This is a genomic window from Arthrobacter rhombi (assembly GCF_900163545.1).
Classification (GTDB): domain Bacteria; phylum Actinomycetota; class Actinomycetes; order Actinomycetales; family Micrococcaceae; genus Arthrobacter_H; species Arthrobacter_H rhombi_A.
Window position 1 is genome coordinate 211,487 of the sequence record NZ_FUHW01000044.1, and the last position, 24,844, is coordinate 236,330.

General features: G+C 65.2%; 20 protein-coding genes. 3 read left to right on the top strand and 17 right to left on the bottom strand.

Annotated elements, in window-relative coordinates; translation table 11 throughout:
* Positions 1–61: 61 nt before the first annotated feature.
* Positions 62–523 (bottom strand): VanZ family protein, encoded by a 462-nt coding sequence (locus FM101_RS13665; RefSeq protein ID WP_087000577.1) that lies wholly within the window; start codon positions 521–523, stop codon positions 62–64.
* The gene (locus FM101_RS13670) at positions 502–1,002 is read right to left on the bottom strand and encodes a DUF2505 domain-containing protein (RefSeq protein WP_087000579.1); all 501 of its coding nucleotides are present in this window, start codon (positions 1,000–1,002) and stop codon (positions 502–504) included. The genes FM101_RS13665 and FM101_RS13670 overlap by 22 nt, the downstream gene beginning before the upstream one ends.
* 171 nt (positions 1,003–1,173) lie before the next feature.
* On the opposite strand from FM101_RS13670, the gene mfd reads away from it, so the two are divergent.
* Positions 1,174–4,773: a transcription-repair coupling factor gene (gene mfd, locus FM101_RS13675; protein WP_087000581.1), complete on the top strand. Its 3,600-nt coding sequence runs from the start codon at positions 1,174–1,176 to the stop codon at positions 4,771–4,773.
* Between the two features lie 96 nt (positions 4,774–4,869).
* Here mfd and FM101_RS13680 read toward each other — a convergent pair whose 3' ends face one another.
* From FM101_RS13680 to FM101_RS13700, 5 genes are all read right to left on the bottom strand, one after another.
* On the bottom strand, positions 4,870–5,259 hold the full coding sequence (locus FM101_RS13680; protein ID WP_087000583.1) for a YtxH domain-containing protein: 390 nt from the start codon (positions 5,257–5,259) through the stop codon (positions 4,870–4,872).
* A gap of 154 nt (positions 5,260–5,413) precedes the next feature.
* Positions 5,414–5,674 carry a hypothetical protein gene (locus FM101_RS13685; protein WP_087000585.1) on the bottom strand — a complete coding sequence of 87 codons (261 nt, stop codon included), beginning with the start codon at positions 5,672–5,674 and terminating at the stop codon, positions 5,414–5,416.
* A 50-nt stretch (positions 5,675–5,724) separates the two neighbouring features.
* Complete coding sequence (gene deoC / locus FM101_RS13690) at positions 5,725–6,411, bottom strand: deoxyribose-phosphate aldolase (RefSeq protein ID WP_087000587.1); 687 nt, start codon at positions 6,409–6,411, stop codon at positions 5,725–5,727.
* Positions 6,412–6,444: 33 nt separating this feature from the next.
* Complete coding sequence (locus FM101_RS13695; protein WP_087000589.1) at positions 6,445–8,199, bottom strand: phospho-sugar mutase; 1,755 nt, start codon at positions 8,197–8,199, stop codon at positions 6,445–6,447.
* 45 nt (positions 8,200–8,244) lie between these two features.
* Positions 8,245–9,054 carry a purine-nucleoside phosphorylase gene (locus FM101_RS13700; RefSeq protein ID WP_179204336.1) on the bottom strand — a complete coding sequence of 270 codons (810 nt, stop codon included), beginning with the start codon at positions 9,052–9,054 and terminating at the stop codon, positions 8,245–8,247.
* A gap of 84 nt (positions 9,055–9,138) precedes the next feature.
* Between FM101_RS13700 and FM101_RS13705 the strand changes: the two genes are divergently transcribed.
* Positions 9,139–10,542, top strand: a complete 1,404-nt coding sequence (locus FM101_RS13705) for an NAD(P)H-quinone dehydrogenase (protein ID WP_241895293.1) — start codon at positions 9,139–9,141, stop codon at positions 10,540–10,542.
* A 157-nt stretch (positions 10,543–10,699) separates the two neighbouring features.
* Positions 10,700–12,088 (top strand): MFS transporter, encoded by a 1,389-nt coding sequence (locus FM101_RS13710; protein ID WP_087000591.1) that lies wholly within the window; start codon positions 10,700–10,702, stop codon positions 12,086–12,088.
* Between the two features lie 68 nt (positions 12,089–12,156).
* Here FM101_RS13710 and FM101_RS13715 read toward each other — a convergent pair whose 3' ends face one another.
* The 10 genes from FM101_RS13715 to FM101_RS13760 form a co-directional block, all read right to left on the bottom strand.
* Positions 12,157–13,923 (bottom strand): acetyl/propionyl/methylcrotonyl-CoA carboxylase subunit alpha, encoded by a 1,767-nt coding sequence (locus FM101_RS13715; RefSeq protein WP_087000593.1) that lies wholly within the window; start codon positions 13,921–13,923, stop codon positions 12,157–12,159.
* 129 nt (positions 13,924–14,052) lie between these two features.
* On the bottom strand, positions 14,053–14,373 hold the full coding sequence (locus FM101_RS13720; protein ID WP_087000595.1) for a winged helix-turn-helix domain-containing protein: 321 nt from the start codon (positions 14,371–14,373) through the stop codon (positions 14,053–14,055).
* The gene (locus FM101_RS15790) at positions 14,370–15,053 is read right to left on the bottom strand and encodes a hypothetical protein (RefSeq protein ID WP_087000597.1); all 684 of its coding nucleotides are present in this window, start codon (positions 15,051–15,053) and stop codon (positions 14,370–14,372) included. Before FM101_RS15790 ends, FM101_RS13720 begins: the two co-directional genes overlap by 4 nt.
* 102 nt (positions 15,054–15,155) lie before the next feature.
* Positions 15,156–15,869 carry a nucleoside triphosphate pyrophosphatase gene (locus FM101_RS13730; RefSeq protein WP_087000599.1) on the bottom strand — a complete coding sequence of 238 codons (714 nt, stop codon included), beginning with the start codon at positions 15,867–15,869 and terminating at the stop codon, positions 15,156–15,158.
* Positions 15,870–15,873: 4 nt separating this feature from the next.
* Positions 15,874–18,720 carry an MMPL family transporter gene (locus FM101_RS13735; protein WP_087000601.1) on the bottom strand — a complete coding sequence of 949 codons (2,847 nt, stop codon included), beginning with the start codon at positions 18,718–18,720 and terminating at the stop codon, positions 15,874–15,876.
* Between the two features lie 3 nt (positions 18,721–18,723).
* Complete coding sequence (locus tag FM101_RS13740; protein WP_158225842.1) at positions 18,724–19,389, bottom strand: TetR family transcriptional regulator; 666 nt, start codon at positions 19,387–19,389, stop codon at positions 18,724–18,726.
* Positions 19,390–19,543: 154 nt separating this feature from the next.
* On the bottom strand, positions 19,544–20,965 hold the full coding sequence (locus tag FM101_RS13745; RefSeq protein WP_245806704.1) for a dicarboxylate/amino acid:cation symporter: 1,422 nt from the start codon (positions 20,963–20,965) through the stop codon (positions 19,544–19,546).
* Positions 20,966–21,124: 159 nt separating this feature from the next.
* On the bottom strand, positions 21,125–22,816 hold the full coding sequence (locus FM101_RS13750; protein WP_087000607.1) for a DUF885 domain-containing protein: 1,692 nt from the start codon (positions 22,814–22,816) through the stop codon (positions 21,125–21,127).
* A 75-nt stretch (positions 22,817–22,891) separates the two neighbouring features.
* Positions 22,892–23,140, bottom strand: a complete 249-nt coding sequence (locus tag FM101_RS13755; RefSeq protein WP_087000609.1) for an acyl-CoA carboxylase subunit epsilon — start codon at positions 23,138–23,140, stop codon at positions 22,892–22,894.
* Positions 23,137–24,750, bottom strand: a complete 1,614-nt coding sequence (locus FM101_RS13760) for an acyl-CoA carboxylase subunit beta (RefSeq protein ID WP_087000611.1) — start codon at positions 24,748–24,750, stop codon at positions 23,137–23,139. The genes FM101_RS13755 and FM101_RS13760 overlap by 4 nt, the downstream gene beginning before the upstream one ends.
* Between the last annotated feature and the right edge of the window lie 94 nt (positions 24,751–24,844).

Consider the following 24,844-nt stretch of genomic DNA (forward strand, 5'->3'; position numbering starts at 1 on the left):
ACTTCGAGTGGGCATGGTTGTTGCATTGCCGACCAGACTTCCCGGCTCACCGTCAACGATCCTACCGCTTCGCGCGGCGCCTGACGCAAAAAATGACGAGTGCGGTGCCCGCATATCCGATCACTGCACCCGCGGTATTGGCCACGATATCGGCGGCGGATGCGAAGCGGGCCGGGAGGAAGACGTATTGGGCGCTTTCCACCGCGGCGCTGGCCAGCAGCCCCGAAAAGGGGACCAGCCACCACCAGCTGCGGGGCAGAATTAAGGTGCCCAGCACACCCCAGGGGAGGAACATGACCACGTTGGCCAGCCACTCAATCAGCTGATAGTCCACCCACAACGGGACCCCGGCGGCATGCCAGCTCTCCAACAACTTTGGCAGCGTGTCCTGGGCAGGACGGTCGACCGGGACCGGCCAGAAGACGATGAACGCCACCGCGAGGAGATAAATCGTCGCCGTGACGCCCAGCGCCACGACGCGGCGACGCCGGCCGGTGGAGGCTACTGCTTCTGGTCCAGCCACGTACGTGCTTCGCTGGTCTGCAGATTCAGGACCTTGGCCAGCATCGGTTCGGCGCTGGAAGCGATCTTGGGGCCCAGGAACGGAATCGAGGAGCTGACCTTGCCATCCAGCTCGACCGTGGTTCCCTCACTGTCGGTGATGAGCTTCTGCACAGCTGTCACGGTAACGGGGGCTCCGGCAACCTCGATCTTGATGTCTGCGGACCGGCTGCCATCGGCAGCCGGCGCCGACCAGTTCTCGCGTTGGGTGAGCGATAAGGTGGCCCCGACAAATTTTTTGACCAGATCCGGGAGCCGGTCGGTGGGGACGGTCCGGGTCGTGGTCAGGGTGAACGCCGCATCGGTGGACCCGGAGAGGGTGAAATCGTTCAAGGTGGCACCGGCACGTTGGCTAATGTGCTCGGCGAAGTCCTTCCGGGTGAAAACCCGGGTGAGGGCGTCAACGGGGTACGGCAGCGAGGTGGAAGCATTCAGCGGCATGGCACTCCTGTGCTCTGGGTTCAGCGTGGATGGCGTCGTGCGCCGGCCCGGGAGGCACAGCGCGGTCTGGGACCATGCTACGGGTCCGGAGGTGAATCGCGGTAAGCTGGCACCCTCCCCGGGATCCAGTATGGATTCCGGGCTTTTGTGCTGTTTCCCGGAAGGAACCCCATGGCCCTGACTGGCCTTCGTGCGGCTTTGGCCGCCGACCCGTCCTATGCGCGCGTGCGCACCTACGCCTCGAAGGGCTTCGACGATCGCAGTCAGGATCTCCAGGTGGCTGCGCCGGCGGGGCTGCGGGCCGCCTTGGTCACCGAAATCGTTGATGGGCTCTCCACCGCCGGTACCGGAATCGTCCTGGCGGTGACCGCCACCGGCCGGGAGGCCGAAGAACTCACCGGGGCCCTGCGCGCCTATCTGCCCGACGGTGCCGTGGACGAGTTCCCGAGTTGGGAGACCCTCCCGCATGAGAGGTTGTCCCCGCGCTCGGACACCGTGGGACGACGCCTGAAGGTGATGCGCCGACTGGCCCACCCCGACGGCAGCCTGCAGGTCGTCGTCGCCCCCATCCGTTCGGTGGTCCAGCCGCTCGTCAAAGGACTGGGGGATCTGGCCCCGGTGCGTTTGGCCCTGGGGGAGGAACGCCCCTTCGACGCGGTCGTCCACGAATTGGCCGACGCCGCGTATGCGCGCGTGGATATGGTGACCCACCGCGGTGAGTTCGCCGTTCGCGGCGGGATCCTTGACGTCTTCCCACCCACCGAGGACCACCCGATCCGTATCGACTTCTTCGGTGACGAGGTCGAATCCATGCGCTGGTTCGCCGTCGCCGACCAGCGGTCCTTCTCCAAGGCAGATAAATCCGAAGGCGGTATTGCCGACCCCACGGTCCTGTACGCGCCACCGTGCCGCGAACTGTTGATCACCCCGTCGGTGATGTCCCGCGCCGCCCGGCTCAAGGAGTCGATGCCCGCAGCGGCGGACATGTTGGAAAAGATTGCCGGTGGCATTGCCGTGGAGGGTATGGAGTCCCTGGCGCCGGTCCTGGTGGATGGCATGGTCCCGTTCGTCAGCCAACTACCGGCAGATTCCGTTGCGGTGATCATGGAACCCGAACGGGTCAGAACCCGCTCCCACGACCTCTCCGAAACCAATGCAGAATTCTTGGCTGCTGCCTGGTCCACCGCCTCCGACGGCGGCGCAGCCCCCGTGGATCTCCTCCAGACCCAGGGGATCAGTGACGTTTTGGATGCCGGGAACTTCTCCACCCTGGCCGATACCCGGTCCAACGCCCTGGCCTCCCAGGTCAGCTGGTGGTCGATCACGTCGCTGACCCAGGACGAGGACATCGAACTGGATATTGATTCGCTCAATGTTCAGGCCCGTGAACCGCGCGGATACCAGGGCGACGTGGCCGAAATGATGGAGTTCATCGGCTCCCGGGTCAGGGACAACTGGCGCGTGGTCGTGGCCACCGACGGGCCGGGTCCTGCCAGCCGGCTGGCCGAGCTCTTCCACGACGCGGGGATTCCGTGCCACCGGGTGGACAGCGTGGACGACACCCCCACCGAGGGGCTCATCGAAATCACGACGGCGGTGGCCGGCAGGGGTTTCGTCTTCGACTCGCTCAAATTGGGGTTGCTCACCGAGGCTGACCTCTTGGGCAGGTCCAGCGCCTATTCGGCGAAGTCGACCCGCAAACTGGCCGCCCGTCGTCGTCACGCCGTGGATCCGTTGCAATTAAGCGAAGGCGACTTCGTGGTGCACGAGCAACATGGCATCGCCCGTTTCCTCGAGTTGATCCAGCGCAAGGTCGGCGGAACCTCGGGGGCCGTCCGCGAATACCTGGTCCTCGAATACGCCCCGTCCAAACGCGGGGCCCCGGGCGACAAGCTCTTCGTGCCCACCGACCAGCTGGACCAGGTCACCCGCTATGTCGGTGGTGAGGCCCCTTCCCTGTCCAAGATGGGTGGCAGCGACTGGTCGAACACGAAGTCCAAGGCGCGCCGGGCGGTCAAGGAGATCGCCGCCGACCTCATCCGGCTCTACTCCGCCCGGATGGCTTCCCGCGGCCACGCCTTCGCCGCGGACACCCCCTGGCAGTCCGAACTCGAGGAGGCCTTCCCCTTCATCGAGACCCCAGATCAGCTAACCACCATCAATGAGGTCAAGGCCGATATGGAGCGGGAGATCCCGATGGACCGGCTCATCTCCGGTGACGTCGGATTCGGCAAAACCGAGGTCGCGGTGCGTGCGGCATTCAAGGCGGTGCAGGACGGCAAACAAGTGGCCGTCCTGGTGCCCACGACCCTGCTGGCCCGCCAGCACGTCGAGACCTTCGGCGACCGGTTCTCGGGTTTCCCCGTCAGGGTGGCATCGCTCTCGCGTTTCCAGACACCCAAGGAGGCCAAGGAGGCCGTGGAGGGGCTGAAGAACGGATCGATCGACGTCGTCGTCGGCACCCACCGGCTGCTCTCGAAGGAAGTCCAGTTCAAGGACCTGGGGTTGGTGATCGTCGATGAGGAGCAACGTTTCGGCGTCGAACATAAGGAAGCGCTGAAGCAGATGCGCACCGACGTCGACGTTCTGGCCATGTCGGCGACACCGATCCCGCGGACCCTGGAGATGTCGCTGACCGGGATCCGGGAGACCTCCACGTTGGCCACCCCGCCGGAGGAACGCCATCCGGTGCTGACCTATGTCGGTCCGCATACCGATAAACAAGTCTCTGCGGCGATCCGGCGTGAACTCATGCGTGAAGGGCAGGTGTTCTTCGTCCACAACCGGGTCTCCTCCATCGACTCGGTGGCCGCGAAGCTGCGTGAAATCGTCCCCGAGGCCCGGGTCGAAGTTGCGCACGGCAAGATGAGCGAAGCCAGGCTCGAGCAGATCATCGTGGATTTTTGGGATCGGAAATTCGATGTCCTCGTCTCCACCACCATCATCGAAACCGGTCTGGATATTTCCAATGCGAACACCCTGATCGTGGACCGGGCGAACAACTACGGCCTGAGCCAGCTACACCAGCTGCGTGGCCGGGTGGGGCGCGGCCGCGACCGGGCCTACGCCTATTTCCTCTGGAACGCGGAGAAACCGTTGGGGGAGGTGGCCCTGGAACGGCTCAAGGCCGTAGCGGCCCATAACGAGTTGGGTTCGGGCTTCCAGCTGGCCATGAAGGACCTGGAAATCCGTGGTGCGGGCAACCTGCTGGGTGGTGAACAGTCGGGGCATATCGCCGGGGTCGGGTTCGACCTGTATATCCGGTTGGTCGGCGAAGCCGTGGCCGACTTCAAGGGCGAAACCGAAGAGAAGGTGGCCGATATGAAGATCGAGCTGCCGGTCAACGCCCACCTGCCGCACGATTACGTGCCGGGGGAGCGGCTGCGCCTGGAGGCCTACCGCAAGCTGGCCGGTGCCACCGATACCGAGGGCATCGATGGCGTCGTCGCCGAGCTCACCGACCGTTATGGCGAACCGCCGGCAGCGGTGGCCAACCTGATCGAGGTGGCCCGTTTCCGGGTGAGGGCGCGTGCGGCGGGGCTGACGGATGTGGCGATGCAAGGAAACTTCATCAAGTTCGCCCCCGCCACCTTGCCCGAATCGAAACTCTTGCGCCTGAATCGCATGTATAAGGGGGCGCAGAACAAGCCGGCCCTGGATGCAGTGATGATCCCCAAACCCAAGACGGCCCCGGTCGGTGGGCGCGACCTGGCCGACGCCGCGATCCTCACCTGGGCGGGCCAGGTGCTGGAGGCCCTGTTCGAGGACTGAGACGCCGGCACCACGAGCGAGGCCCGGCCGAACCGTGCTGGTTCGACCGGGCCGAGCCGGACACCGAGGCCAGGCCCCGATGGGTTGATCGTGCTGCTATTTGACGACGCTGGGACCCGACGGCGTGGCGCCACCCTCATCGGCCCAATCGCTGGTGCCCCCGGCCGAGCCCAGCGACGGATCGGAAACGTGGTCGCTGGCATGAGGCGGGGTATCGGAGTCGGATGACTTGGCGCGGTGCGAAGCATTGGTCGCGGTTTCCTTGACCTTGTCGGCGACGGTGCCTGCCGCGGAAGCGGCTGCCGAACCTACATCGGGCGCCTTTTCCTTGATCGTGGAGCCGACGTCGTTCAGCTTCTCCTGGGTACGGGGGTCATTCCACAGGTCCTGTGCCTTATCGCGGATCTGGTCATACCTCTCGCGGCCAGCGCGGGCGCCGACCAGGTATCCCACCGCTGCTCCGGCCAGAAACGTAAAGATGCGCATTGCAATCCTCCTTAGCTCAAGCGTGGGATCCGGTATGGAACCCGTTTCCCACACTAACGTGTTCGCAGCTGCTGTGCAGTGCCCGCAGCCCCTCAGATGACGAAGGTGCCCACCGGAAAACCGGTGGGCACCTTCTCTGCGTGGGGGTGTTGCTTTACTTCTTGACGACCTCGGCGGCAACGACACGATCAGCCTGGTGGGAATCGGCGCGGCCCAAGAGGTGCTGGGGGATCCCGAACGCCAGGAAGGCCAGAAGGAAGCAGGCCAGGCCAGGCAACCAGGCGTTTTCCAACGTCCAGAAGGTCAAGGAGTACAAGGCGCCCAAGAAGAGGATGAAGAACACGGCGAAAGCCAGGAAGTTGCCTGCGAAGTTGCCTTGGCCCGAATAGGCCTTGCTCTTGCCATCTGAGTACACGGTGATTCTCCTTGTTGTCCAGCGCCGGCTGGCGGTGGTGCGCGCTCGCGCTAGTAGCCGGCGGTTCCCTGCTCACCCTCTACAATAGCAACTCCTGAGCTGGCTCCAAGCCGGGTGGCTCCGGCGTCGATCATTGCTTGGGCATCGGCGAGGGAACGGACCCCTCCCGAGGCTTTCACCCCCAGGCCTTCCCCGACCGTGCGGCGCATCAAGGTGATGTCTTCCACGGTGGCCCCGCCGCCGGCGAAACCGGTGGATGTCTTCACGAAATCGGCTCCCGCTTCGACTGCTGCCTCACAGGCCAGAACCTTGGCCTCGTCATCGAGCAGGGAGGTTTCAATGATCACCTTCAGGATCGCACCGCCGTCGTGCACCGTGCCGGCGACACCGCCGATATCGGCGACCAGGGCGTCCCGATCACCGCGGCGCGCCGCGGCAATGTCGATGACCATATCGATTTCACTGGCCCCATCGGCGATCGCCCCCGCGGCCTCGAAGGACTTCACTGCGGTGGTGGTTGCCCCGAAAGGGAAACCGATGACCGAGCAGGTCAGGACGTTCGAATCCTTGAGCGCCCGGGCGACGGTGGCCACCCAGAGCGGGTTCACACACACCGATTTGAACCCGTATTCCGCGGCTTCTGCAGCGATCTTCAGCACTGCCTCGCGCGAGGCGTCCGGCTTGAGTAGCGTGTGGTCGATATAGGCGGCAATGGTGGCGCCGGTGGGCTGGGTCATGTCTACCTCTCGGTGGTTTTCAGGTGGTGGGGGTTAGAGGCCGAGGGCGGTGCCGGTGTCGGTGCGCACCGCGGCCAATCGTTGCCGGGCCCGCTCGCGGGCGGCGGGCAGATCCTTGGGTGAGGCGACCGGCTCGATGACCTCGAGGTAGCACTTGAGTTTGGGCTCGGTGCCACTGGGGCGGACGATGACCCGGCTGTCATCCTCGGTGATGTACAGCATGGCATCGGTGGGCGGTAGCCCGTCGGTCCCCGCCGCCAGATCGGTGACGGTTATCACCGGGGAACCGGCCAAGGAGGCGGGGGACCGGGTCCGCAGGCGTGCCATGAGCTGGTCGAGTTCCTCAAGCGAGGAAACCCGGACCGAGAGTTGATCCGTTGCATGTACCCCGTGGTCCAGGGCCAACTCGTCGAGCTCGTCGAGCAGGCTGCGTGAGGAGGCCTTGAGGTGGGCCGCGAATTCGGCCAGCAGCAGGGCTGCCGACATCCCGTCCTTATCGCGGACCAGTTCCGGGGCGACGCAGTAGCCCAGGGCCTCCTCATAGCCGAAGGACAAACCTGGAACCCTGGAAATCCATTTGAAGCCGGTCAAGGTGGCCCCGTGGGCGATACCGGCACCGGCAGCGATCCGTGAGAGCAATCGGGAAGACACAATCGAATTCGCAAAAACCGGCGGAGGCCCCGACGGGGCCTCCGCCCGGGAGAGCCGACGAGCAACATGGGTGCCGAGCAGGGCGCCGACCTCGTCGCCGGTGAGCATCCGCCATCCGGTGGCCGGATCATTCACGGCCGCGGCGCAACGGTCGGCATCCGGGTCGTTGGCGATGACCAGATCGGCGTCCGCGTTCCGGGCGAGGGCCACAGCCAGGTCGATGGCCCCGGGTTCCTCCGGGTTGGGGAAGGCGACCGTAGGAAAGTCCGGATCGGGCTCTGCCTGTTCGGCAACGAGCCGGATATCGGTGAAAGCGGTAGCGGTGAAGGCCCGCGCCATCGTGTCGCCCCCGACACCGTGCATCGGGGTCAGGACGATGCGCAGGGCCGAACGGCTCGCCCGTTCGGCCTCATCGGCTGGGACCAGGGAAGTGATCGCCTCAAGATAGCGGGCCTGGATATCTCCAGGTTCGCCGGCTGCGGGCAGGACGGTCCACCCGGCCTCTGCGAGTTCGATGCCCGCTAGCGGGCCGCTGGCGGCAATCCGCTCGGCGATATCGACGTCCATGGGGGCGACAATCTGGGCGCCCTGGCCCGCGTCGGTGACGGCCCGGCCGCCGAGGTAGACCTTATAGCCGTTGTCCTGGGGAGGGTTGTGACTGGCGGTCACCATGACCCCTGCTTCGCACCCCAACGCCAGAACGGCCCAAGCGAGGACCGGGGTGGGCAGCAGGGCAGGCATCAGGAACGTTTCGATGCCGGCGGCAGTGAAGATCGCTGCCGTTTCCTCGGCAAAGACATCCGAGTTGTAGCGGGCGTCGAAACCCACCACGGCCCGGGGGGTGTACGCTCCGGCAGCGATATCGAGCAGATACCGTGCGACACCGGCAGCCGTATGCCGCACGACGACGCGATTCATCCGGTTCGGGCCGGCCCCCAGGGCCGCTCGCAGGCCTGCCGTCCCGAAAGCCAAGGGTCCGGAAAACCTATCAGCGAGTTCTTCGCGGGAATCGGCGTCGTTCCCCGCCGCGCTCACCAGTCCGGTGAGCTCGGCGGCGGTAGCCGGGTCAGGGTCTGCGGCAGCCCACGCGGCGGCGCGGGCCAGAAGGCCGTCGGACGGTGCGGATGCGGGGTTCACGGTGCTCCTCAGGTTCGGTCAGATGCTGCTGGGCGGCCGGAGGACTCAGATACGTCCGACGATATCGGCCAACAACGCGGAGATCCGCGGTCCTGCGGCTTGGCCCGCCTCGATGACTTCGGCATGGCTCAAGGGGACCGGGCTGATCCCGGCGGCGAGGTTGGTCACCAGCGAGATACCGAAGACCTCCAGACCGGCATGGCGGGCGGCGATGGCCTCCAAAGCGGTGGACATTCCCACCAGGTCCGCTCCGATCCGCTTGGCGTACTGCACTTCGGCGGGGGTTTCGTAGTGCGGGCCGGTGAACTGGGCGTAGACGCCCTCGTCCAGGCTCGGGTCGACCTCGCGGGCGATCGCGCGCAGACGCGGGGAATACAGATCGGTCAGGTCAACGAAGGTGGCACCTTCGAGCGGTGAAGCAGCGGTGAGATTAATGTGGTCGCTGATCAGCACCGGTGTCCCCGGGGTCCAGGCCTCGTTGAGGCCGCCACAACCGTTGGTCAACACGAGCGTGGCGCAGCCGGCGGCAGCTGCCGTGCGGACCCCATGGACGACCGAGCGGACGCCCTGACCTTCGTAATAGTGGGTGCGTGCCCCCAGTACCAGGACCCGCTTCCCGGCGGGCGTCAGGATGGAACGAATCGTTCCCGTATGCCCGACGACGGCGGGGGCATGAAAACCCGGAAGGGTCGCCGCATCCAGGGTGTGGGTGGTTTCCCCGATCAGTTCGGCGGCCTCCCCCCAACCAGAGCCCAGCACCAGGGCAATGTCATGGGCTGGCACGCCGGTCTGTTCGGCAATGGCGGCAGCTGCTTCGTCGGCCAATCGGAAGGGGGCATCGTTGAAATCGTTCACCCCACCAATCTACCGGTGGATACCGCGCTGCCGGTACAGGGGCTGGTGTGCAAGTTGCTCGCCGGTAGTGGAGAATGGGCTGGCGTGAGCGTAGAACAAAGCAAAACATCCCAGCGGCTAATCATCCTCGGCGGCGGACCGGGCGGCTATGAGGCGGCCATCGTGGCTGCCCAACTCGGCGCCGAGGTGACGATCGTCGAACGGGCAGGCATGGGCGGTTCGGCGGTCTTGACCGATGTGGTTCCCTCCAAGACGCTGATCGCCACCGCCGATGCCATGCGCCGCGTCAGCGGTGCCGGCTCCTTCGGCGTCACCGTCGAGGGCAAGGCGGACGCCAGCGCCGACCTGCCCGTGGTGAACGCCCGACTCATGGAACTGGCCCATAGCCAGTCCAGGGACATCCGCATCGGCCTCGAACGCGCCGGAGTCCGGGTCGTCCTCGGGGAAGGGCGACTGCTGGACAACCGCACCATCGCCGTTGCCCGCAACGACGGGGGTGAAGAGACCCTGGAAGCCGACGCCATCCTGCTGGCCCTGGGTGCCCACCCCCGCGAATTGCCAACCGCCAAACCCGACGGCGAACGCATCTTCAACTGGACCCAGGTCTACAACCTCAAGGAACTACCCGAACACCTGATCGTCGTCGGATCCGGTGTGACCGGTGCCGAATTCGCCTCGGCCTACAGCCTGCTGGGAAGTCGCGTGACCCTCGTGTCATCGCGTGAACGAGTACTGCCCGGCGAGGACGCGGATGCCGCGGCGGTCCTCGAGGAAGCGTTTGAGGCCAACGGCTTGGAAGTGGCGGCCAAATCTCGCGCCCAGGCCGTGGACCGGACCGCCGATGGCGTGAAGGTCACGCTCAACGACGGGCGGGTCCTGGAAGGCAGCCACTGCTTGGTGGCTGTCGGCGGCATTCCGAATACCGCGGGTATCGGTCTGGAGGAGGCCGGCATCGAAATGAACGACTCCGGCCACATCCAGGTCGATGGGGTCTCACGCACCACTGCCCCCAACGTCTATGCGGCAGGGGACTGCACCGGCGTCTTCGCCTTGGCCTCCGTGGCGGCCATGCAGGGACGTATCGCCATTGCCCACCTGATGGGTGACGGGGTTCGGCCATTGAAGACCCACGAGGTTTCCGCCAATATCTTCACCAGCCCCGAGATCGCCACCGTCGGCGTGACCGAAGCCCAAGTGAACGAGGACAAATACCAGGGCGACATCATCAAGCTGGATCTGGCCACCAACGCCCGGGCGAAGATGATGAACGTCAAGGAAGGTTTCGTGAAGATCATCGCCCGCCGGGGTTCCGGCACGGTGATCGGCGGCGTGGTGGTCGCCCCGCGTGCTTCCGAACTGATCTACCCGATCGCACTGGCCGTACAGAACCGGTTGCATGTGGACGATATGGCCCAGACCTTCACGGTCTACCCCTCGCTGTCCGGTTCGGTCTCCGAAGCGGCACGCCGGTTGCATAAACACCTCTAGGCCCCTTCTGCAGCCACCGTGGGAACAGGGCGGCTGGGCAGGCGAGAGATCGAAGTGTCCACTATGTGGACACTTCGGCAAGCTTCTGGTCAAAAGTTCTAGGATTACCCAAGAATATTGATCATCTCGCACCAAAGGGGTCACGATAGTGTCCAGTATGCCCAGCACCGCCTCTCCAGAAGCGAACACGCGAGGTCGCGTGATTTTCTCGAGCATGATCGGGACGACGGTCGAGTTCTACGACTTCTATGCCTATGCGACGGCTTCCGTCCTGGTGTTCCCGGCGCTGTTCTTCCCCAATGCCACGAACATCAACGCCATCCTGAGCTCGTTCGCGATCTTCGGGGTCGCCTTCCTCGCCCGTCCTCTCGGTTCGGTGCTCTTCGGCCATTTCGGAGACAAGGTGGGACGCAAGGGGACCTTGGTGGCCTCGCTGATGACCATGGGCATCGCGACGTTCCTGATCGGCTTCCTGCCCGAGGCCAGTGGTGGCTTCGTGGTGTTGGCGCCCTTGCTGCTGGTCCTGCTGCGTTTCGCGCAGGGACTGGCCTTGGGAGGCGAATGGTCGGGTGCTGCGTTGCTGGCCACCGAGAACGCCCCGCCGAATAAACGCGCCATCTACGGCACCTTCCCGCAGTTGGGTGCCCCGATCGGTTTCATCATCGCCAACCTGGTCTTCGTCGGGCTGCAACTGGGGCTCTCCCCTGAGCAGTTCCAGGCCTGGGGGTGGCGGGTGCCCTTCATCCTCTCAGCGGTCCTCGTCGGCGTCGGGATCTATGTGCGGTTGAAGCTGGTGGAATCGGTATCGTTCCAGAACGTCGTGACCCAGAAAAAGGTCATGAATTCCCCGGTCAAGCAGACCTTCAAATTCCATTGGCGCCCGGTTCTGGCCGGCACCATCATCATGTTCGCCACCTACGTGCTGTTCTACCTGATGACGTCCTTCACGCTGACCTACGGCACCTCGGCGGCCACCGTCGATCAGGCCCGCGCCGCGGCCGAAGCCAAGGGCAAGGTCTTTGATGCCGCAGCCGAGGCAGCCTTCGTGCCGGGCCTGGGCGTTCCGCGGACCGAATTCCTGTGGATGCTGATCATCGGCATGGTGTTCTTCGGGATCTTCATCCTCATTTCAGGACCGCTGGCCGAGAAGTTCGGGCGGCGCCGGTTCCTGCTGGGTGTTTCGCTGCTGATCCTCGTGTTCGGTGCCTCCTGGACACTGTTCTTCGGCCCCGGTACCGGGGCCGCCATGGTCGGACTGATCATCGGGCTATCGCTGATGGGGCTGACCTTCGGGCCGATGGCGGCCTACTTGCCGGAACTTTTCCCCGCGAATGTGCGCTATACGGGCTCGGCCGTGGCCTATAACCTGTCCTCGGTGATCGGAGCGGCCCCCGCGTCCTTCGTGGCCATCGCACTGTGGCAAGCAGGAGGAGGCAATACGGTCTGGGTGGGCGTCTACCTTGCGGCAGCTGCGGCACTGACGATGGTGGCCTTGCTGATGACCGGCGAGACCAAGGACCAGGACTTCGAGAACAACGTCGCCTAATTCCTTCCCGAACCACTGAAGGCCTGCCACCCTCACGGGTGGCAGGCCTTCAGTCATGATCCGGAGGTTTAGTCCAGGATGCTGGCCAGAACCGCCCCGGCGGATACGGTCTCTCCCGCGGTGGCGGTCAGCCCCTTGATGGTTCCTGCGCGGTGGGCTGTCAGTGGCTGTTCCATCTTCATGGCCTCCAGCACGACGACAAGGTCACCTTCGGCCACGATGTCGCCATCGGCGACGGCAACCTTCACGATGGTTCCCTGCATGGGTGAGGTCAGGCTGTCACCGGTGGTCGTGCTGCCCGAACCGCTCCGGTTGGTGCGTTTACGTTTGGACTTGCCATTGCTCTTCGCGCTCCCTGAGGAGCCGCCCAGACCGGCCGGCAGGATGACCTCGAGGCGTTTGCCCCCGACTTCCACGGTGACCTTCTGGCGCTCATCCGGGTTCTCGGTGGCAGCCCCGGAAGGGCTCCACGGTTCGATGGTGTTCTCGTACTCCGTCTCGATCCAGCGGGTGTGGACGGTGAAGGCGCCGGTGGTGGGCACAAAAGCCGGATCTGCCATGACGGCGCGGTGGAAGGGGATCACCGTGGGCATGCCCTCGACGACCATTTCATCCAGGGCACGACGGGCCCTGCCGGCGGCTTCGTTGCGGGTAGCGCCGGTGACGATGAGCTTGGCGATCATCGAGTCGAAATTCCCCGAAACGGTTTCGCCTTGTTCCACCCCCGAATCGACGCGGACACCGGGCCCGGTGGGCAGGTGGAGCGTGGAGATGGTCCCGGGGGCGGGCATGAACCCGCGTCCGGCATCCTCGCCGTTGATGCGGAACTCGAAGGAGTGGCCCCGGAGCTGGGGGTCTGAATATCCGAGCTCTTCCCCGCGGGCCATTCTGAACTGTTCGCGCACCAGATCGATGCCGGAGACTTCTTCGGAGACGGTGTGCTCCACCTGGAGGCGGGTGTTGACCTCCAGGAAGGAGATGACCCCGTCAGTGCCGATCAGGAACTCGCAGGTACCGGCCCCCACGTAGTTCGCTTCGCGCAGGATGGCCTTGGAGGATTCGTAGAGGCTCCGGGTCTGTTCCTCGCTCAAGAAGGGGGCTGGAGCCTCTTCGACGAGCTTCTGGTTCCGGCGCTGCAGCGAGCAGTCGCGGGTGGAGACGATCACGACGTTGCCGTGGGAGTCGGCCAGGCACTGGGTTTCGACATGCCGGGGAGCATCGAGGAATCGCTCGATGAAACATTCACCACGGCCGAAGGCGGCGGTGGCCTCACGGACAGCAGACTCATAGGCCTCAGCGATTTCATCCCGGTGGCGAACCACCTTGATGCCCCGGCCGCCACCACCGTAGGCGGCCTTGATGGCCAACGGCAGGCCGTGCTGGTCGGCGAATTCCAGGACTTCCTGCGTCGACTTGACCGGCTCTTTGGTTCCGGGGACCAGGGGAGCGCCGACCTTGGTGGCGATATGGCGGGCCTGTACCTTATCGCCGAGCTGGGCGATGGCTTCGGGGGAGGGGCCGATCCAGATCAGCCCTGCGTCAATGACCCGCTGGGCAAATTCGGCGTTCTCCGACAGGAAGCCGTAACCGGGATGCACGGCGTCGGCGCCGGAGGCCCGGGCGGCCTCCAGGACCTTATCCATCACCAGATACGAATCGGCGGCACTCTGGCCGCCGAGCGCGAAGGCCTCGTCGGCGAGCCGGACGTGCAGAGCCTCGCGGTCGGGTTCGGCGTAGACGGCGACGGAGGCGATGCCTTCGTCGCGGGCCGCGCGGATGACTCGGACGGCGATCTCGCCACGGTTGGCGATGAGGACCTTGGTCAGCTGGGGCATGGCGGGTGGAACTCCTTAAACTTTGCTGTTTGGAGCCTACCTGCGCTTGTGGGTTATCCACGTAATCCCACGCCATGCTCCGGAGAGTCTCCACCTAATTTTGTAGTCATCCTACAAAACAGTGGTTCCCTATCCGCCGTCGGCGATGTCCCGCAGGGCTGCGAGGTGCCGTTCCCAGGTCTCCCGCCCCTCGGAGGTGAGCGAAAACCAGGTCCGCGGACGTTTGCCGACGAAGCCCTTACGGACCTTCACGATCCCTGCCGTTTCGAGTTGGGAGGCCTGGCGGCTTAGGACCGAATCGCTGACCTGCAGATGATCCCGTACGACGGCGAACTCCGATTCGTCGGTGCCGGCGATGGCGGCGACCAGGGAGAAGCGCACGGGGTGGGCGAGTTGGTCGGAGAGTTTGAGCCGAGGGTGCTCATCCTGGTTCTCCTGTGCCGTGGTCATTTCCCCGCCTCCCACCAGGCACCGATGACCGAGTTCAGCGTCAGTGCCGTGGCGATGACGAGGGTGAACCAGAGTTCGCCGGAAAACACCGTGGTCGTCAGGATGACGCCGAGCGCCCAGAGGCCACCCCAGATCGCCATGAACGTCACCCAACGCCGGGCGAAACCGCGTTTGGTAGAACGCCCGAAGACCATCATGAAAGCCAGCAGGATCCCGAGCCAGATCAAGAGGGCGATGAGCGGCAGGGCCACGGCGGACTCGTCGAATAGTCCAACGAACCAGAAGGAGATCATGGTCAGGGAACTGATGGCTCCCAGCCCCAGCAGCATGGTGATATGCGGCCAGCTGGCTCCGGCGCGGGAGGCGGACTCCAACCGGCTCGCCTCGTCCAGTAAGCCGCGGGCGGCTTCGGCGGTGGGATGGGTGGGGGTGGTTTCCGGCATGGGTTCCGGCGTCGCCGGTTCCAGGGACTCGCGTCGTGCGGCGGCAGTGGCAGCGGCGGAGGTGGAAGCCCAGACGGCGCCCAGCAGGGCGCCGATGGATCCGGCCATGACCGGGAGCTGGGGTTTGCCCGTGGTCAGGCCGAAGATGAATAGGCCGACCATGCAGGCGATGCCCAGGGCAAAGCCGATCCATGCGTAGCGCTGGCCGTTGACTGTCTTTTTCTCTGCTGTGTGCATCTCGACTCCTGGGACGGGGCGGCCGGGCCGGAGAGCCCGACCACCTGACGCACTCAGTTTAGAAAGTACTTTCCATTATTGCAAGTACTTTCTAGAAATTATTCAGCCCCACAGATCGGTGATCGACAGCTCCGCGGAGACCAGCAGGTGACGCAGCGTGTTCACTGATAGGCCGACCACGGTGTGCGGGTCGCCGTCGATGCCGGTGATGAAGGCTGCGCCGCGGCCGTCGATGGTGAAGGCCCCGGCGCAGGGCAACGGTTCCCCGGTGGCCACATAGGCCTCGATCTCCTCATCGGTGACCTCATCGAAGCTGACCGAGGCCGAGGCCACGGTGCCCAGCGTGGCCCCCGTACCGCCGTCGTCCTCTTCGGTGCTGCGGTTGTCCACGAGCCAATGGCCGGTGTGGAGCACCCCGGTCTTCCCCCGCATCGCCTTCCAGCGCTCGATGGCCACCTCGGCGGCAGGGGGTTTGCCGTAGGAGACCCCGTCGAGTTCAAAAACCGAGTCGCAGCCCAGAACGACGGCGCCGTCGGCCGCTTCGAGGGCTGCCACCGACTCCGCCTTGGTCCGGGCGAGCAGCAACGCCATCGACGGGGCATCCAGTGAACCTCCCAGACGCTCGGCGGCCTCGGCCACGGCAGCGTCCTCATCGACGTCGGAGACGATGGCCTCGAAGTCGATGCCCGCGTCCGTCAGGATCCTGGCCCGTCCCGGGGAGCGGGAGGCCAGCACCAGCAGTGGCGGTTCCTCCTCGGCCCCGGGGTCTGCGGGATCGGCGTTGGCGGTACGGGGGGAGGAAGGGTCCATGCTCATGCCCCTACCGTAATGCGTCCACCGGGGTGTCGGCACGGTGGGCGGGATGGCCCGGTCCGCCGGTGTCGTCGCTGCCGTCGTCTCCGCCTCCACCGTGGGGGCCGCCGGACTCGGGGTCTGATCCACCGGCCGGGCCCCCCGCGGGGCCGGCCGTGTCCAGTGCGGCGATCTTCGCGCCTTCGACGTCCACATCGGGAAGGACCTTATCCAGCCACTTCGGGATGTACCACGCGCGGCGCCCCAGCAGGTGCATGATCGCCGGGGTGATCGTCATCCTGACCACGAACGCATCCAGCAGCACACCAATCGCCAGCGCGAAGCCGATGGCCCGGATCATCGTCAGTTCGGCGAAGATGAAGCCGGCGAAGACGCTGGTCATGATCAGTGCCGCGGCGGTGACCACGGGGGCCGAATGAGCGAACCCCGAGCGGACGGCGGCCTTCGGGTCCTCGCCGTGGGCAAAGGACTCCCGCATGCCCGAAACCAGGAACACCTGGTAGTCCATGGCCAGGCCGAAGAGGATGCCGATCAGCAAGATCGGCAGGAAACTCATGATCGGCCCCGGGGTCGCCACCCCGAAGATCCCTGAGAGCCAACCCCATTGATAAACCGCGACCGTGGCACCGAAGGAGGCCATCAGGGACAGCAGGAAACCTCCAGTGGCCAGGATCGGCACGATCACCGAACGGAAGACCAGCAGCAGGAGCACCAGGGAGAGCCCGACGACGATGCCCAGGTAGAGCGGCAACACCTCGGCCAGACGCTCGGAGACGTCAATCTGCGCGGTGACCTGGCCGGTCAGGGCCAGATGTGCTCCGGTCTCGGCTTCGATCCCCGACGAAGCGTTGCGGATGTCGGTGACCACTTGCTCGGTCGCCGGGTCGGCAGGGCCTTCCTCGGGGACGATCTGCAGCACTGCCAGCGTGTTGTCATCGTTGATGCCCACGGGAACTGCGGCGACGACTCCGTTGATGCCGCGCAGTTCGTCAGCGATGTCCAGGTTCTTGGCTTCAGCTTCATCTGCGTCCAACCCGGCCGGCAGATCAGCCAAGGCGATGATGGGCCCGTTATAGCCGGCACCAAATTTATCGCTGAGCAGTTCGTACGCCTGGTGGGCGCTGGAATCGACAGGTTCCGCGCTGCCGTCGGGCAGGGCCGTGCGGAGTTGCAGGGCAGGGATCGCCATGATGCCCAGCAACAGGATGCCGATCAAACCCATGAGGATCGGCTTCCTGGTCACGAAGGCACCCCATCCGCGATTGCCCGCGGCATTGGGGTGGGCTGCGGAATCGACACTGTCGTCGGCGGGGCCTGTCGCCGGCGCGACAGCCGTGGCGGCAGCCTTGCGCCAGGCGCGCTTGCTGATGAGCCGGCGGCCGATGAAGCCCAGCAGTGCCGGGGTGAGTGTGATGGCGATGAGCACGGCCATGGCCACGGTGAAGGCGGCCGAAAGTCCCAGCACCGACAGGAACGGCAGGGCGGGAACGGCCAGCGCCGAGAGGGCGATGATCACCGTCAGGCCGGCGAAGACCACGGCGTTGCCGCTGGTGCCGGTCGCCCGCCCGATCGATTCCTCCAGGTCCATGCCGTCCAACAGCTGTCGACGATGTCGGTGCACGATGAACAGCGAATAGTCGATGCCTACGGCCAGCCCGAGCATCAGGGCCAGTGCGGGAGTGATCGAAGCCATCTCGATCACACTGGACAGGGCAAGGGTTCCGCCGACACCGGCTCCGACGCCGAGGACTGCCATCAGCAGTGGCAGGCCGGCGGCGACGAACGTTCCGAGCATCACCAACAGGACGACGGCGGCAATCACCAGCCCGATGATCTCGGCCGAACCGAAGATGGAGGAGATGTCCTGGACGATTTCCGTGGAGTAGTCCACCTTCAATCCGGTGGACGTCGCTTCGCCGGCAATATCCTTGATCTCATCGCGGGTTTCAGAGGTCAGGGCATCGGCAGAGCCGGTGAAGGAGACATTGACGGCAACGGTTGTCCCGTCCTGGGAGACGAAGCGCATGCCATCGGTGGATTTGGCCTGGCGTTTGCCCAGGGCCAGATCCTTCTTGCCTTGCTCAAGCTTCTGCGCTGACTTTTCGAGTTTTTTCTCGCTCGCGGAGACCTCGGATTCCTTCGCCGTGATCTGCTGTTCGGCGGCATCGAGTTGCTGGGCCGAGGCATCGAGCTTGGCCTGACCCTGATCGAGCTGCTTTTCGGTGGCCTCCAGCTTGGCGCGCTGGGCGGCAAGCTGCCGCGGGGGGATGGCCCCGGCTTGTGCCGCACCGTCAAGTTTGGTCTGCGCGTCCTTGAGCTCGGCGCGTCCGTCGTCGATCTTGGCTTGTTCGGGTTTGAGCTTCTGCCGTCCGTCGGCGATGTCCTTCTTGGCGTCGGCGATCTGGTCCTTGCCGTCCGCCAGTTGCTGCCGTCCGTCGGTGAGTTGCTTTTCGCCGTCGTCGAGCTTCTGCTGGGAGTCGTCGAGTTTTTGTTGGGCGTCGTCCAGCTGCTTCTGTGTGGTGAAGGGGTTGGAGGCCTCCCGGACATCCGGGAGGGCTTCGAGCTCGTCCAGTGACGTACCAATGGCCTTCTTCTGGTCCGTGGTGAACTTCTTACCGTCGGAGGTCTGGTAGACGATCGAACCGCTGCCGCCCGAGAATTCGGGCATCTCCTTCTTGAGGGTATCCAGCGCGCGCTGGGTCTCGGTGCCGGGGATGGAGAAGCTGTTGGTCAGGGTACCCATGAAGGCGCCGGCGGACAGGCCGATGGCCAGCAGGCCCACGATCCAGGCCGAGAGGACGGCCCAGCGACGGCGGTAGGCCATGCGGCCGAGTTTGTAGAGGAAGGTGGCCATGGTTTAGGCCTCTCGGATCTGGGCCGGGGTGGCCGGGACGTTCAGGGTGGGGAAGCCATCGCGTAGTTGGCTCAGCGCTGTGGTCAGATGCTGCTGCAAGATGGTGATGGAGGCCTCGGAGAGATCGCCGCCGGCCTGTTCGATCCAGAAGTCGACGGCGGCGCGGCCGGCACCGATGATCGAGTTGGCGAAGACCGAGGCGGTCAGCGGGTCGGTGGACGGAACCCGGGTCACGATCATCGCCACCAGGCGTTCGGCGCAGTCGTTCCAGGATTCCAGTTCCAGGCGGTCCAGTTGCGGACTGCTGTGGGACACGGTGACGAGTTCGGCGACCGGGGCCAGAAGACTGCGATCGGCCATGCCGTTCAGGGCGTTCACGGCGGCCGACATGATCGGCAGTTCGCGCGGCTGCGCCTCGAAGAGCTGGATGACATGTTCCACGAAGGCCTCAGTGGGGCCGTTCAGGGCTGCTTCGAGGGAGGGGAAGTAGTTGAAGAAGGTGCGCCGCGAGACGCCGGCGGCATCGGCGACCCGATCGGCGGTCACCGCTTCGAAGCCCTCGGCGCGCAGCAGCGTCATGGCCGCGTCGACGATGGCGGCGCGGGTGGCTGTTTTGTTGATTTCGCGGCGCGAGGGGCCACTGGTGGAGGATTCGGGAAGCGGAGTCACCTTCGTTACACTACGTGCAAGTTTGCACACTGTGCAAGTTGGTGATGAGGGTGCCGGAAGAACGCGGAAGAAGCTGAAGAAGCGGAGGAAGCGAAGAGGGCCCCGCGCTGCGCATCGGCAGTGCGGGGCCCCTCGGTGGTGAGCGTGCTGAAGATCAGCAGGCGGAAGATGCCTGGACCGGTACCGGGTTCTGGGTTTCTTCCTTCTCGGAGGCCTCGGCTGCGCGGGCGGACTCGAACTCATCGGCGAAGGGGGTGCCGTTGCGCGGAGCGTTGTAGAGGTCGTGGTCCAGGATGCCTTCTCGTTTGGCCACGATCACCGGGATCAGCGCCTGTCCGGCGACGTTGACCGCGGTGCGTCCCATGTCCAGGATCGGGTCCACGGCCAGCAGCAGGCCGACACCGGCCAACGGCAGGCCCAGCGTGGAGAGGGTCAGTGTCAGCATCACCACGGCGCCGGTGGTCCCGGCGGTGGCGGCGGAGCCCAGCACCGAGACGATGGCGATGAGGATGTATTGGGTGACGTCCAGATCGATGCCGAAGAACTGGGCCACGAAGATCGCCGAGACGGCCGGGTAGATCGCGGCGCAGCCGTCCATCTTGGTCGTCGCGCCCAACGGGACGGCGAACGAGGCGTAGCCGCGTGGGACCCCGAGGTTGCGTTCGGTCACGCGTTGGGTCAGTGGCAGCGTGCCGATCGATGAACGGGAGACGAAGCCGAGCTGGACCGCGGGCCAGACCCCCGAATAGTAGGAACGCACGCCCAGGCCGTGGGCCTTGACCAGGATCGGGTAGACCACGAACAGCACCAGAGCCAGACCCAGATAGATGGCAATGACGAACTTGCCCAGCGCACCCATGGTGTCCCAGCCGTAGGAGGCTGTCGCGTTGCCGATCAGTCCGACGGTGCCCAGCGGCGCCAGCCGGATGATCCACCACAGGATCTTCTGGATGATCGACAGCAGCGAGGCGCTCAGATCCAGGAAGGGCTTGGCCGCGGAACCGATTTTCAGGGCCGCGATGCCGACGGCCACGGCGATGACCAGGACCTGGAGGACGTTGAAGGACAGGCTCGTGGAGACGTCACCGGATTCGGCGACCTTGCTGCTGGTTTCCAGACCCAGGAAGTTCTCCGGGATCAATCCGGTGAGGAAGGCCCACCAGTCGCCGGTTTTGCCGACGTAATCCTCAGGGGCTCCTTGGCCGGTGTTGGCACCGGGACGGATGAAGGTGCCTAGTCCCATGCCGATCAGCACGGCGATCAGCGCGGTGATGCCGAACCAGAGGATGGTCCGCCAGGCCAGGCGGGCGGCGTTGGTGACCTGGGAGAGGTTGGCGATGGAGGCGACCACGGCGAAGAACACCAGCGGGATGACCGCCGCGCGCAGCAGCGAGACGTAGCTGGATCCGATCGTGTCCAAGGTGGCGCCCAGGGCGTTGGGGGACTCGGCGGTGCTACCGGTGTATTTGGCGACCAGTCCGAGGACGACGCCGAGGACCAGGCCCGCGACGATCTGGGGGCCGAAGGCGGTCACCCAGCGGGGCAATATGCGGTGGGGTTTGGTTGATGTGCTCACGAAACGACCGTAGGGCCGGAAGGTACACCCCGAAGAGTTAATATTTCACTTTATGACGCGGTGCTGTATTGCTGTCCCGCGGGTGGCGCCGCCGATCCCTTGTCCTGCAAGGGATTGGCGGGTTCATTCCCGATTCCGATGTGGGCCTTGCCTCCTGCCTCAGCCAGCAGGCAGCAGGGCCCGGCGCAGGGTGTCCAAACCGACCGACCCCATGTTCAGTGCCTGGCTGTGGAAGGCCTTGAGGTCGAAGTCATCGCCTTCGGTCTCGCGACGGGCATCGCGGATCTGCTCCCAGAGGCGCTGGCCCACCTTGTAGGAGGGGGCCTGACCGGGCCAGCCGAGGTAGCGGGTGAACTCGAATTGGCGCTGGCCCTCGGAGATGTCCAGATGCTTGGACAGGAAGTCGTACCCCTTCTCGGGGGTCCACGGGCCGGAGCCCCAGCGTTCTGGCATGTCCAGTTCCAGGTGGACGCCGATGTCGAACACCACGCGGGCCGCACGCATCCGCTGCATATCCAACATGCCCATATGGTCGCCCGGATCGGCCAGGTAGCCCAGGTCCAGCATCAGCCGTTCGGCATAGAGGGCCCAGCCCTCACCATGGCCGGAGACCCAGCAGGCGTTACGGCGCCAGTTGTTCAGGGTGTCCTTGCGGTAGGTGGCGGTGCCGACCTGCAGGTGGTGGCCGGGAACGCCCTCGTGGTAGACCGTGGTCGTCTCGGACCAGGTGGTGAAGTCGTCCTCACCTGCGGGAACGGACCACCACATGCGGCCCGGACGACTGAAATCGTCGGAGGGGCCGGTGTAGTAGATGCCCCCTTCCTGGGTGGGGGCAATCATGCATTCGAGGCGGCGCATGGTTTCGGGGATCTCGAAGTGGACCCCTTCCATGGCGGCCACTGCCGCGTCGGCCTTTTCCTGCATCCAGGTCCTCAGCGCCTCGGTGCCCTTGAGCTGGCGCTGTGGGTCGGCGTTGAGGATCTCCTTGGCTTCGACGATGGAGGCGCCCGCCTTGATCTGCCCGGCCACCATCTCCTGTTCGGTGATGAGTCGGTCCAGTTCGGCGACGCCCCAGTCGTAGGTTTCGTCCAGGTCGATCTCGGCACCGATGAACTGCCGTGAGCACAAGGCATAATACTCCCGGCCCACGGCATCCTTGGTCGGGGCTGAGGGCAGAAGTTCGGTTTCCAGGAAGTCGGCCAGGCGGGCATAGGCTGCGGCCGCCTCGGCGGCATGGGTGGAGAGTTCATCCCCTAGCGCTGCCGCCGGTTCCCCGGCAGCGGTGGGTGCCTCGGCGGCGAGGGAGGTGAAGAAACCGCCGGCCTTGGCGTAGTCGCGGGTCTGTTCCATGACAATGCGGACCTGGCGCTGGGCCGCCACATGGCCCTCGTCGCGGCTTTTGCGCAGCGAGGCGATATAGCCGTCGATGGCTCCTGAAACATTGGCGAGCCGACCGCTGATGTGCTGCCACTGCTCGGTGGTGTCGGTGGGCATCAGATCGAAGATCGCCCGGATGTCCTGGGCCGGACTGGCGATGTTGTTCAGCTGGGTGATCCCGGTGGCGTCAAGTTCAAGGTCCAGGCCGAGTCGTTCGCGCATGGCGTCCAGGGTGATGGCATCAACGTCGTCGACCGGCTCCAGGCCTTCGAGGGCTTGGAGCGTGGTGCGGACGGCCTCGACATAGGCCTGCTGGCCGGCGGGGGAGTAGTCGGAATATCCGGTTTCGTGGCCGGGGATGCCCAGTGAGGTGGCGAAATCGGGGGCGAGGGCGATGAGGCGGTCGAAAAACTGGTCGGCGACGGCATCGATGGCGCTGGGGGCACGGGTGGCTGCGGATGTGGCGTTGGTCATAGTGCACAGCCTAACCGCAAGTGAAGCAGGTGCTGAAGATCAGGCAGCGACCTCCGCGGAGGGAGCAGTGGCCCGCTAGGAGCGACCGCTCCGCCAGGGGCCCGGCTGGCCCGCCAAATGACGGCGCTGCCAGGCTTGGTTGCGCATCACCTCGCGTCGGGAGGTCGCCGCATCGGCGCCGTTGGGCTCCTGGCTGGTGCCCGGAAGGCAGGCCAGGACCGCTGTCAGCGCGGCCACCTCCACGTCGTCCGGGTTTCCTCGGACCACGGCGAAGAGCGGCGCGGCAGCAGCGGCGTCGTTCTCATTGTGTGCTGATCCGGTCACAGCGGGATGTTCCCATGCTTTTTGGCTGGCAGTGAGGCGTGCTTATCGCGCAGGGCCCGCAGCCCGCGAACGATCTGGGTCCGGGTGTCCGAGGGGGCAATGACGGCGTCGATGTACCCGAGCTCTGCCGCCTGGTAGGGGTTGAGCAGCTCGGTTTCATAGTCGTCGATGATCTCGGTCCGGCGTGCTTCGACGTCCCCGCCCGCGGCCGAAACCGCTGCCAAGTCGCGCCGGTACAGGATGTTGACGGCACCCTGGGCACCCATGACACCGATCTGCGCGGTCGGCCAGGCCAGATTCAGGTCTGCACCGAGTTTCTTGGACCCCATGACGATGTACGCGCCGCCATAGGCCTTGCGGGTGATGACCGTCAGCTTCGGGACGGTGGCCTCGGCGTAGGCGAAGAGGAGTTTGGCGCCGCGGCGAATGATCCCCTGGAACTCCTGGTCCTTGCCGGGCAGGAAGCCGGGCACGTCCACCAGGGTCAGGATCGGCAGGCCGAAGGCGTCGCAATGGCGCACGAAGCGTGCTGCCTTTTCCGAGGCGGCGATGTCCAGCGTGCCGGCAAACTGCATCGGCTGGTTCGCAACGATGCCGATGCTGCGGCCCTCGACGCGGGCATAGCCGATCATCACATTCGGCGCGTAGAGCGATTGCATTTCCAGGAAGGCGCCGTCGTCGACGATGTGTTCGATGACGGTACGCATGTCATAGGGCTGGTTGGCGGAATCCGGGATGAGCAGATCGAGGTCCAGGTCATCCTCGGTGACGCTCAGTTCCTCCTCGAATTCCGTGGGCGGCGCCTCGGTGAGGTTGTTGCTGGGCAGGTAGTCCAACAGTTCCTTGACGAAATCGATGGCATCGGATTCGTCGGTGGCCAGGTAGCTGGCGGTGCCGGTGTTGGCGTTATGCTGGCGGGCACCGCCGAGGGTCTCCATGTCGACTTCCTCGCCGGTGACCGTCTTGATGACGTCGGGGCCGGTGATGAACATGTGGCTGGTCTTATCCACCATCACCACGAAGTCGGTCAGCGCGGGGGAGTAGGCGGCACCACCGGCGCAGGGGCCAAGGATCAGGGAGATCTGGGGGACGACGCCCGAGGCGTGGACGTTGTTGCGGAAGATGTCGGCGAACATCGCCAGCGAGGCGACACCCTCCTGGATCCGTGCCCCACCGCCGTCGTTGATGCCCACGACCGGGCAGCCATTGCGCAGGGCGAATTCCTGGACCTTGACGATCTTCTCGCCGTTGACCTTGCTCAGTGAGCCGCCGAAAACGGTGAAGTCCTGGGAGTAGACGGCCACGAGGCGGCCATCGACCGTGCCGTGCCCGGAGACGACGCCGTCGCCGAGGGGATGTTTGGCATCCATGCCGAAGGCCGTGGAGCGGTGCACTGCCAAGGCATCAAATTCAACGAAGGAGTCCTCGTCCATGAGCTGCTCAATGCGCTCGCGGGCGGTGTTCTTGCCGCGGGCGTGCTGCTTCTCCACCGCTTCCGGTCCGGAGGGGGTCAGCGACTGCGACTGCCGGCGCCGGAATTCGGCGATCTTGCCCGCGGTAGTGGACAGGTCGATCTGCTCGTCCGGTGCCTGGAGGCCGGTCTCGCTCATGCGGGAGACTCCCGTCTGTTTGAAAGTAGTAGGAATGGCACAATCAGTGTGCCCTCAAGCTCAGTCTAGTGACGTGCGGCGTCGTGTCGGCTGT

Excerpts from the sequence above, each read along its gene's own strand:
- FM101_RS15790 (WP_087000597.1), bottom strand. The coding sequence starts at position 15,053 with ATGCACACAGCAGAGAAAAAGACAGTCAACGGCCAGCGCTACGCATGG.
- FM101_RS13750 (WP_087000607.1), bottom strand. The coding sequence starts at position 22,816 with ATGACCAACGCCACATCCGCAGCCACCCGTGCCCCCAGCGCCATCGAT.
- FM101_RS13730 (WP_087000599.1), bottom strand. The coding sequence starts at position 15,869 with ATGAGCATGGACCCTTCCTCCCCCCGTACCGCCAACGCCGATCCCGCA.
- FM101_RS13680 (WP_087000583.1), bottom strand. The coding sequence starts at position 5,259 with ATGCGCATCTTTACGTTTCTGGCCGGAGCAGCGGTGGGATACCTGGTC.
- deoC (WP_087000587.1), bottom strand. The coding sequence starts at position 6,411 with ATGACCCAGCCCACCGGCGCCACCATTGCCGCCTATATCGACCACACG.
- FM101_RS13720 (WP_087000595.1), bottom strand. The coding sequence starts at position 14,373 with ATGACCACGGCACAGGAGAACCAGGATGAGCACCCTCGGCTCAAACTC.
- FM101_RS13670 (WP_087000579.1), bottom strand. The coding sequence starts at position 1,002 with ATGCCGCTGAATGCTTCCACCTCGCTGCCGTACCCCGTTGACGCCCTC.
- FM101_RS13715 (WP_087000593.1), bottom strand. The coding sequence starts at position 13,923 with ATGCCCCAGCTGACCAAGGTCCTCATCGCCAACCGTGGCGAGATCGCC.
- FM101_RS13710 (WP_087000591.1), top strand. The coding sequence starts at position 10,700 with ATGCCCAGCACCGCCTCTCCAGAAGCGAACACGCGAGGTCGCGTGATT.
- FM101_RS13735 (WP_087000601.1), bottom strand. The coding sequence starts at position 18,720 with ATGGCCACCTTCCTCTACAAACTCGGCCGCATGGCCTACCGCCGTCGC.
- FM101_RS13760 (WP_087000611.1), bottom strand. The coding sequence starts at position 24,750 with ATGAGCGAGACCGGCCTCCAGGCACCGGACGAGCAGATCGACCTGTCC.
- mfd (WP_087000581.1), top strand. The coding sequence starts at position 1,174 with ATGGCCCTGACTGGCCTTCGTGCGGCTTTGGCCGCCGACCCGTCCTAT.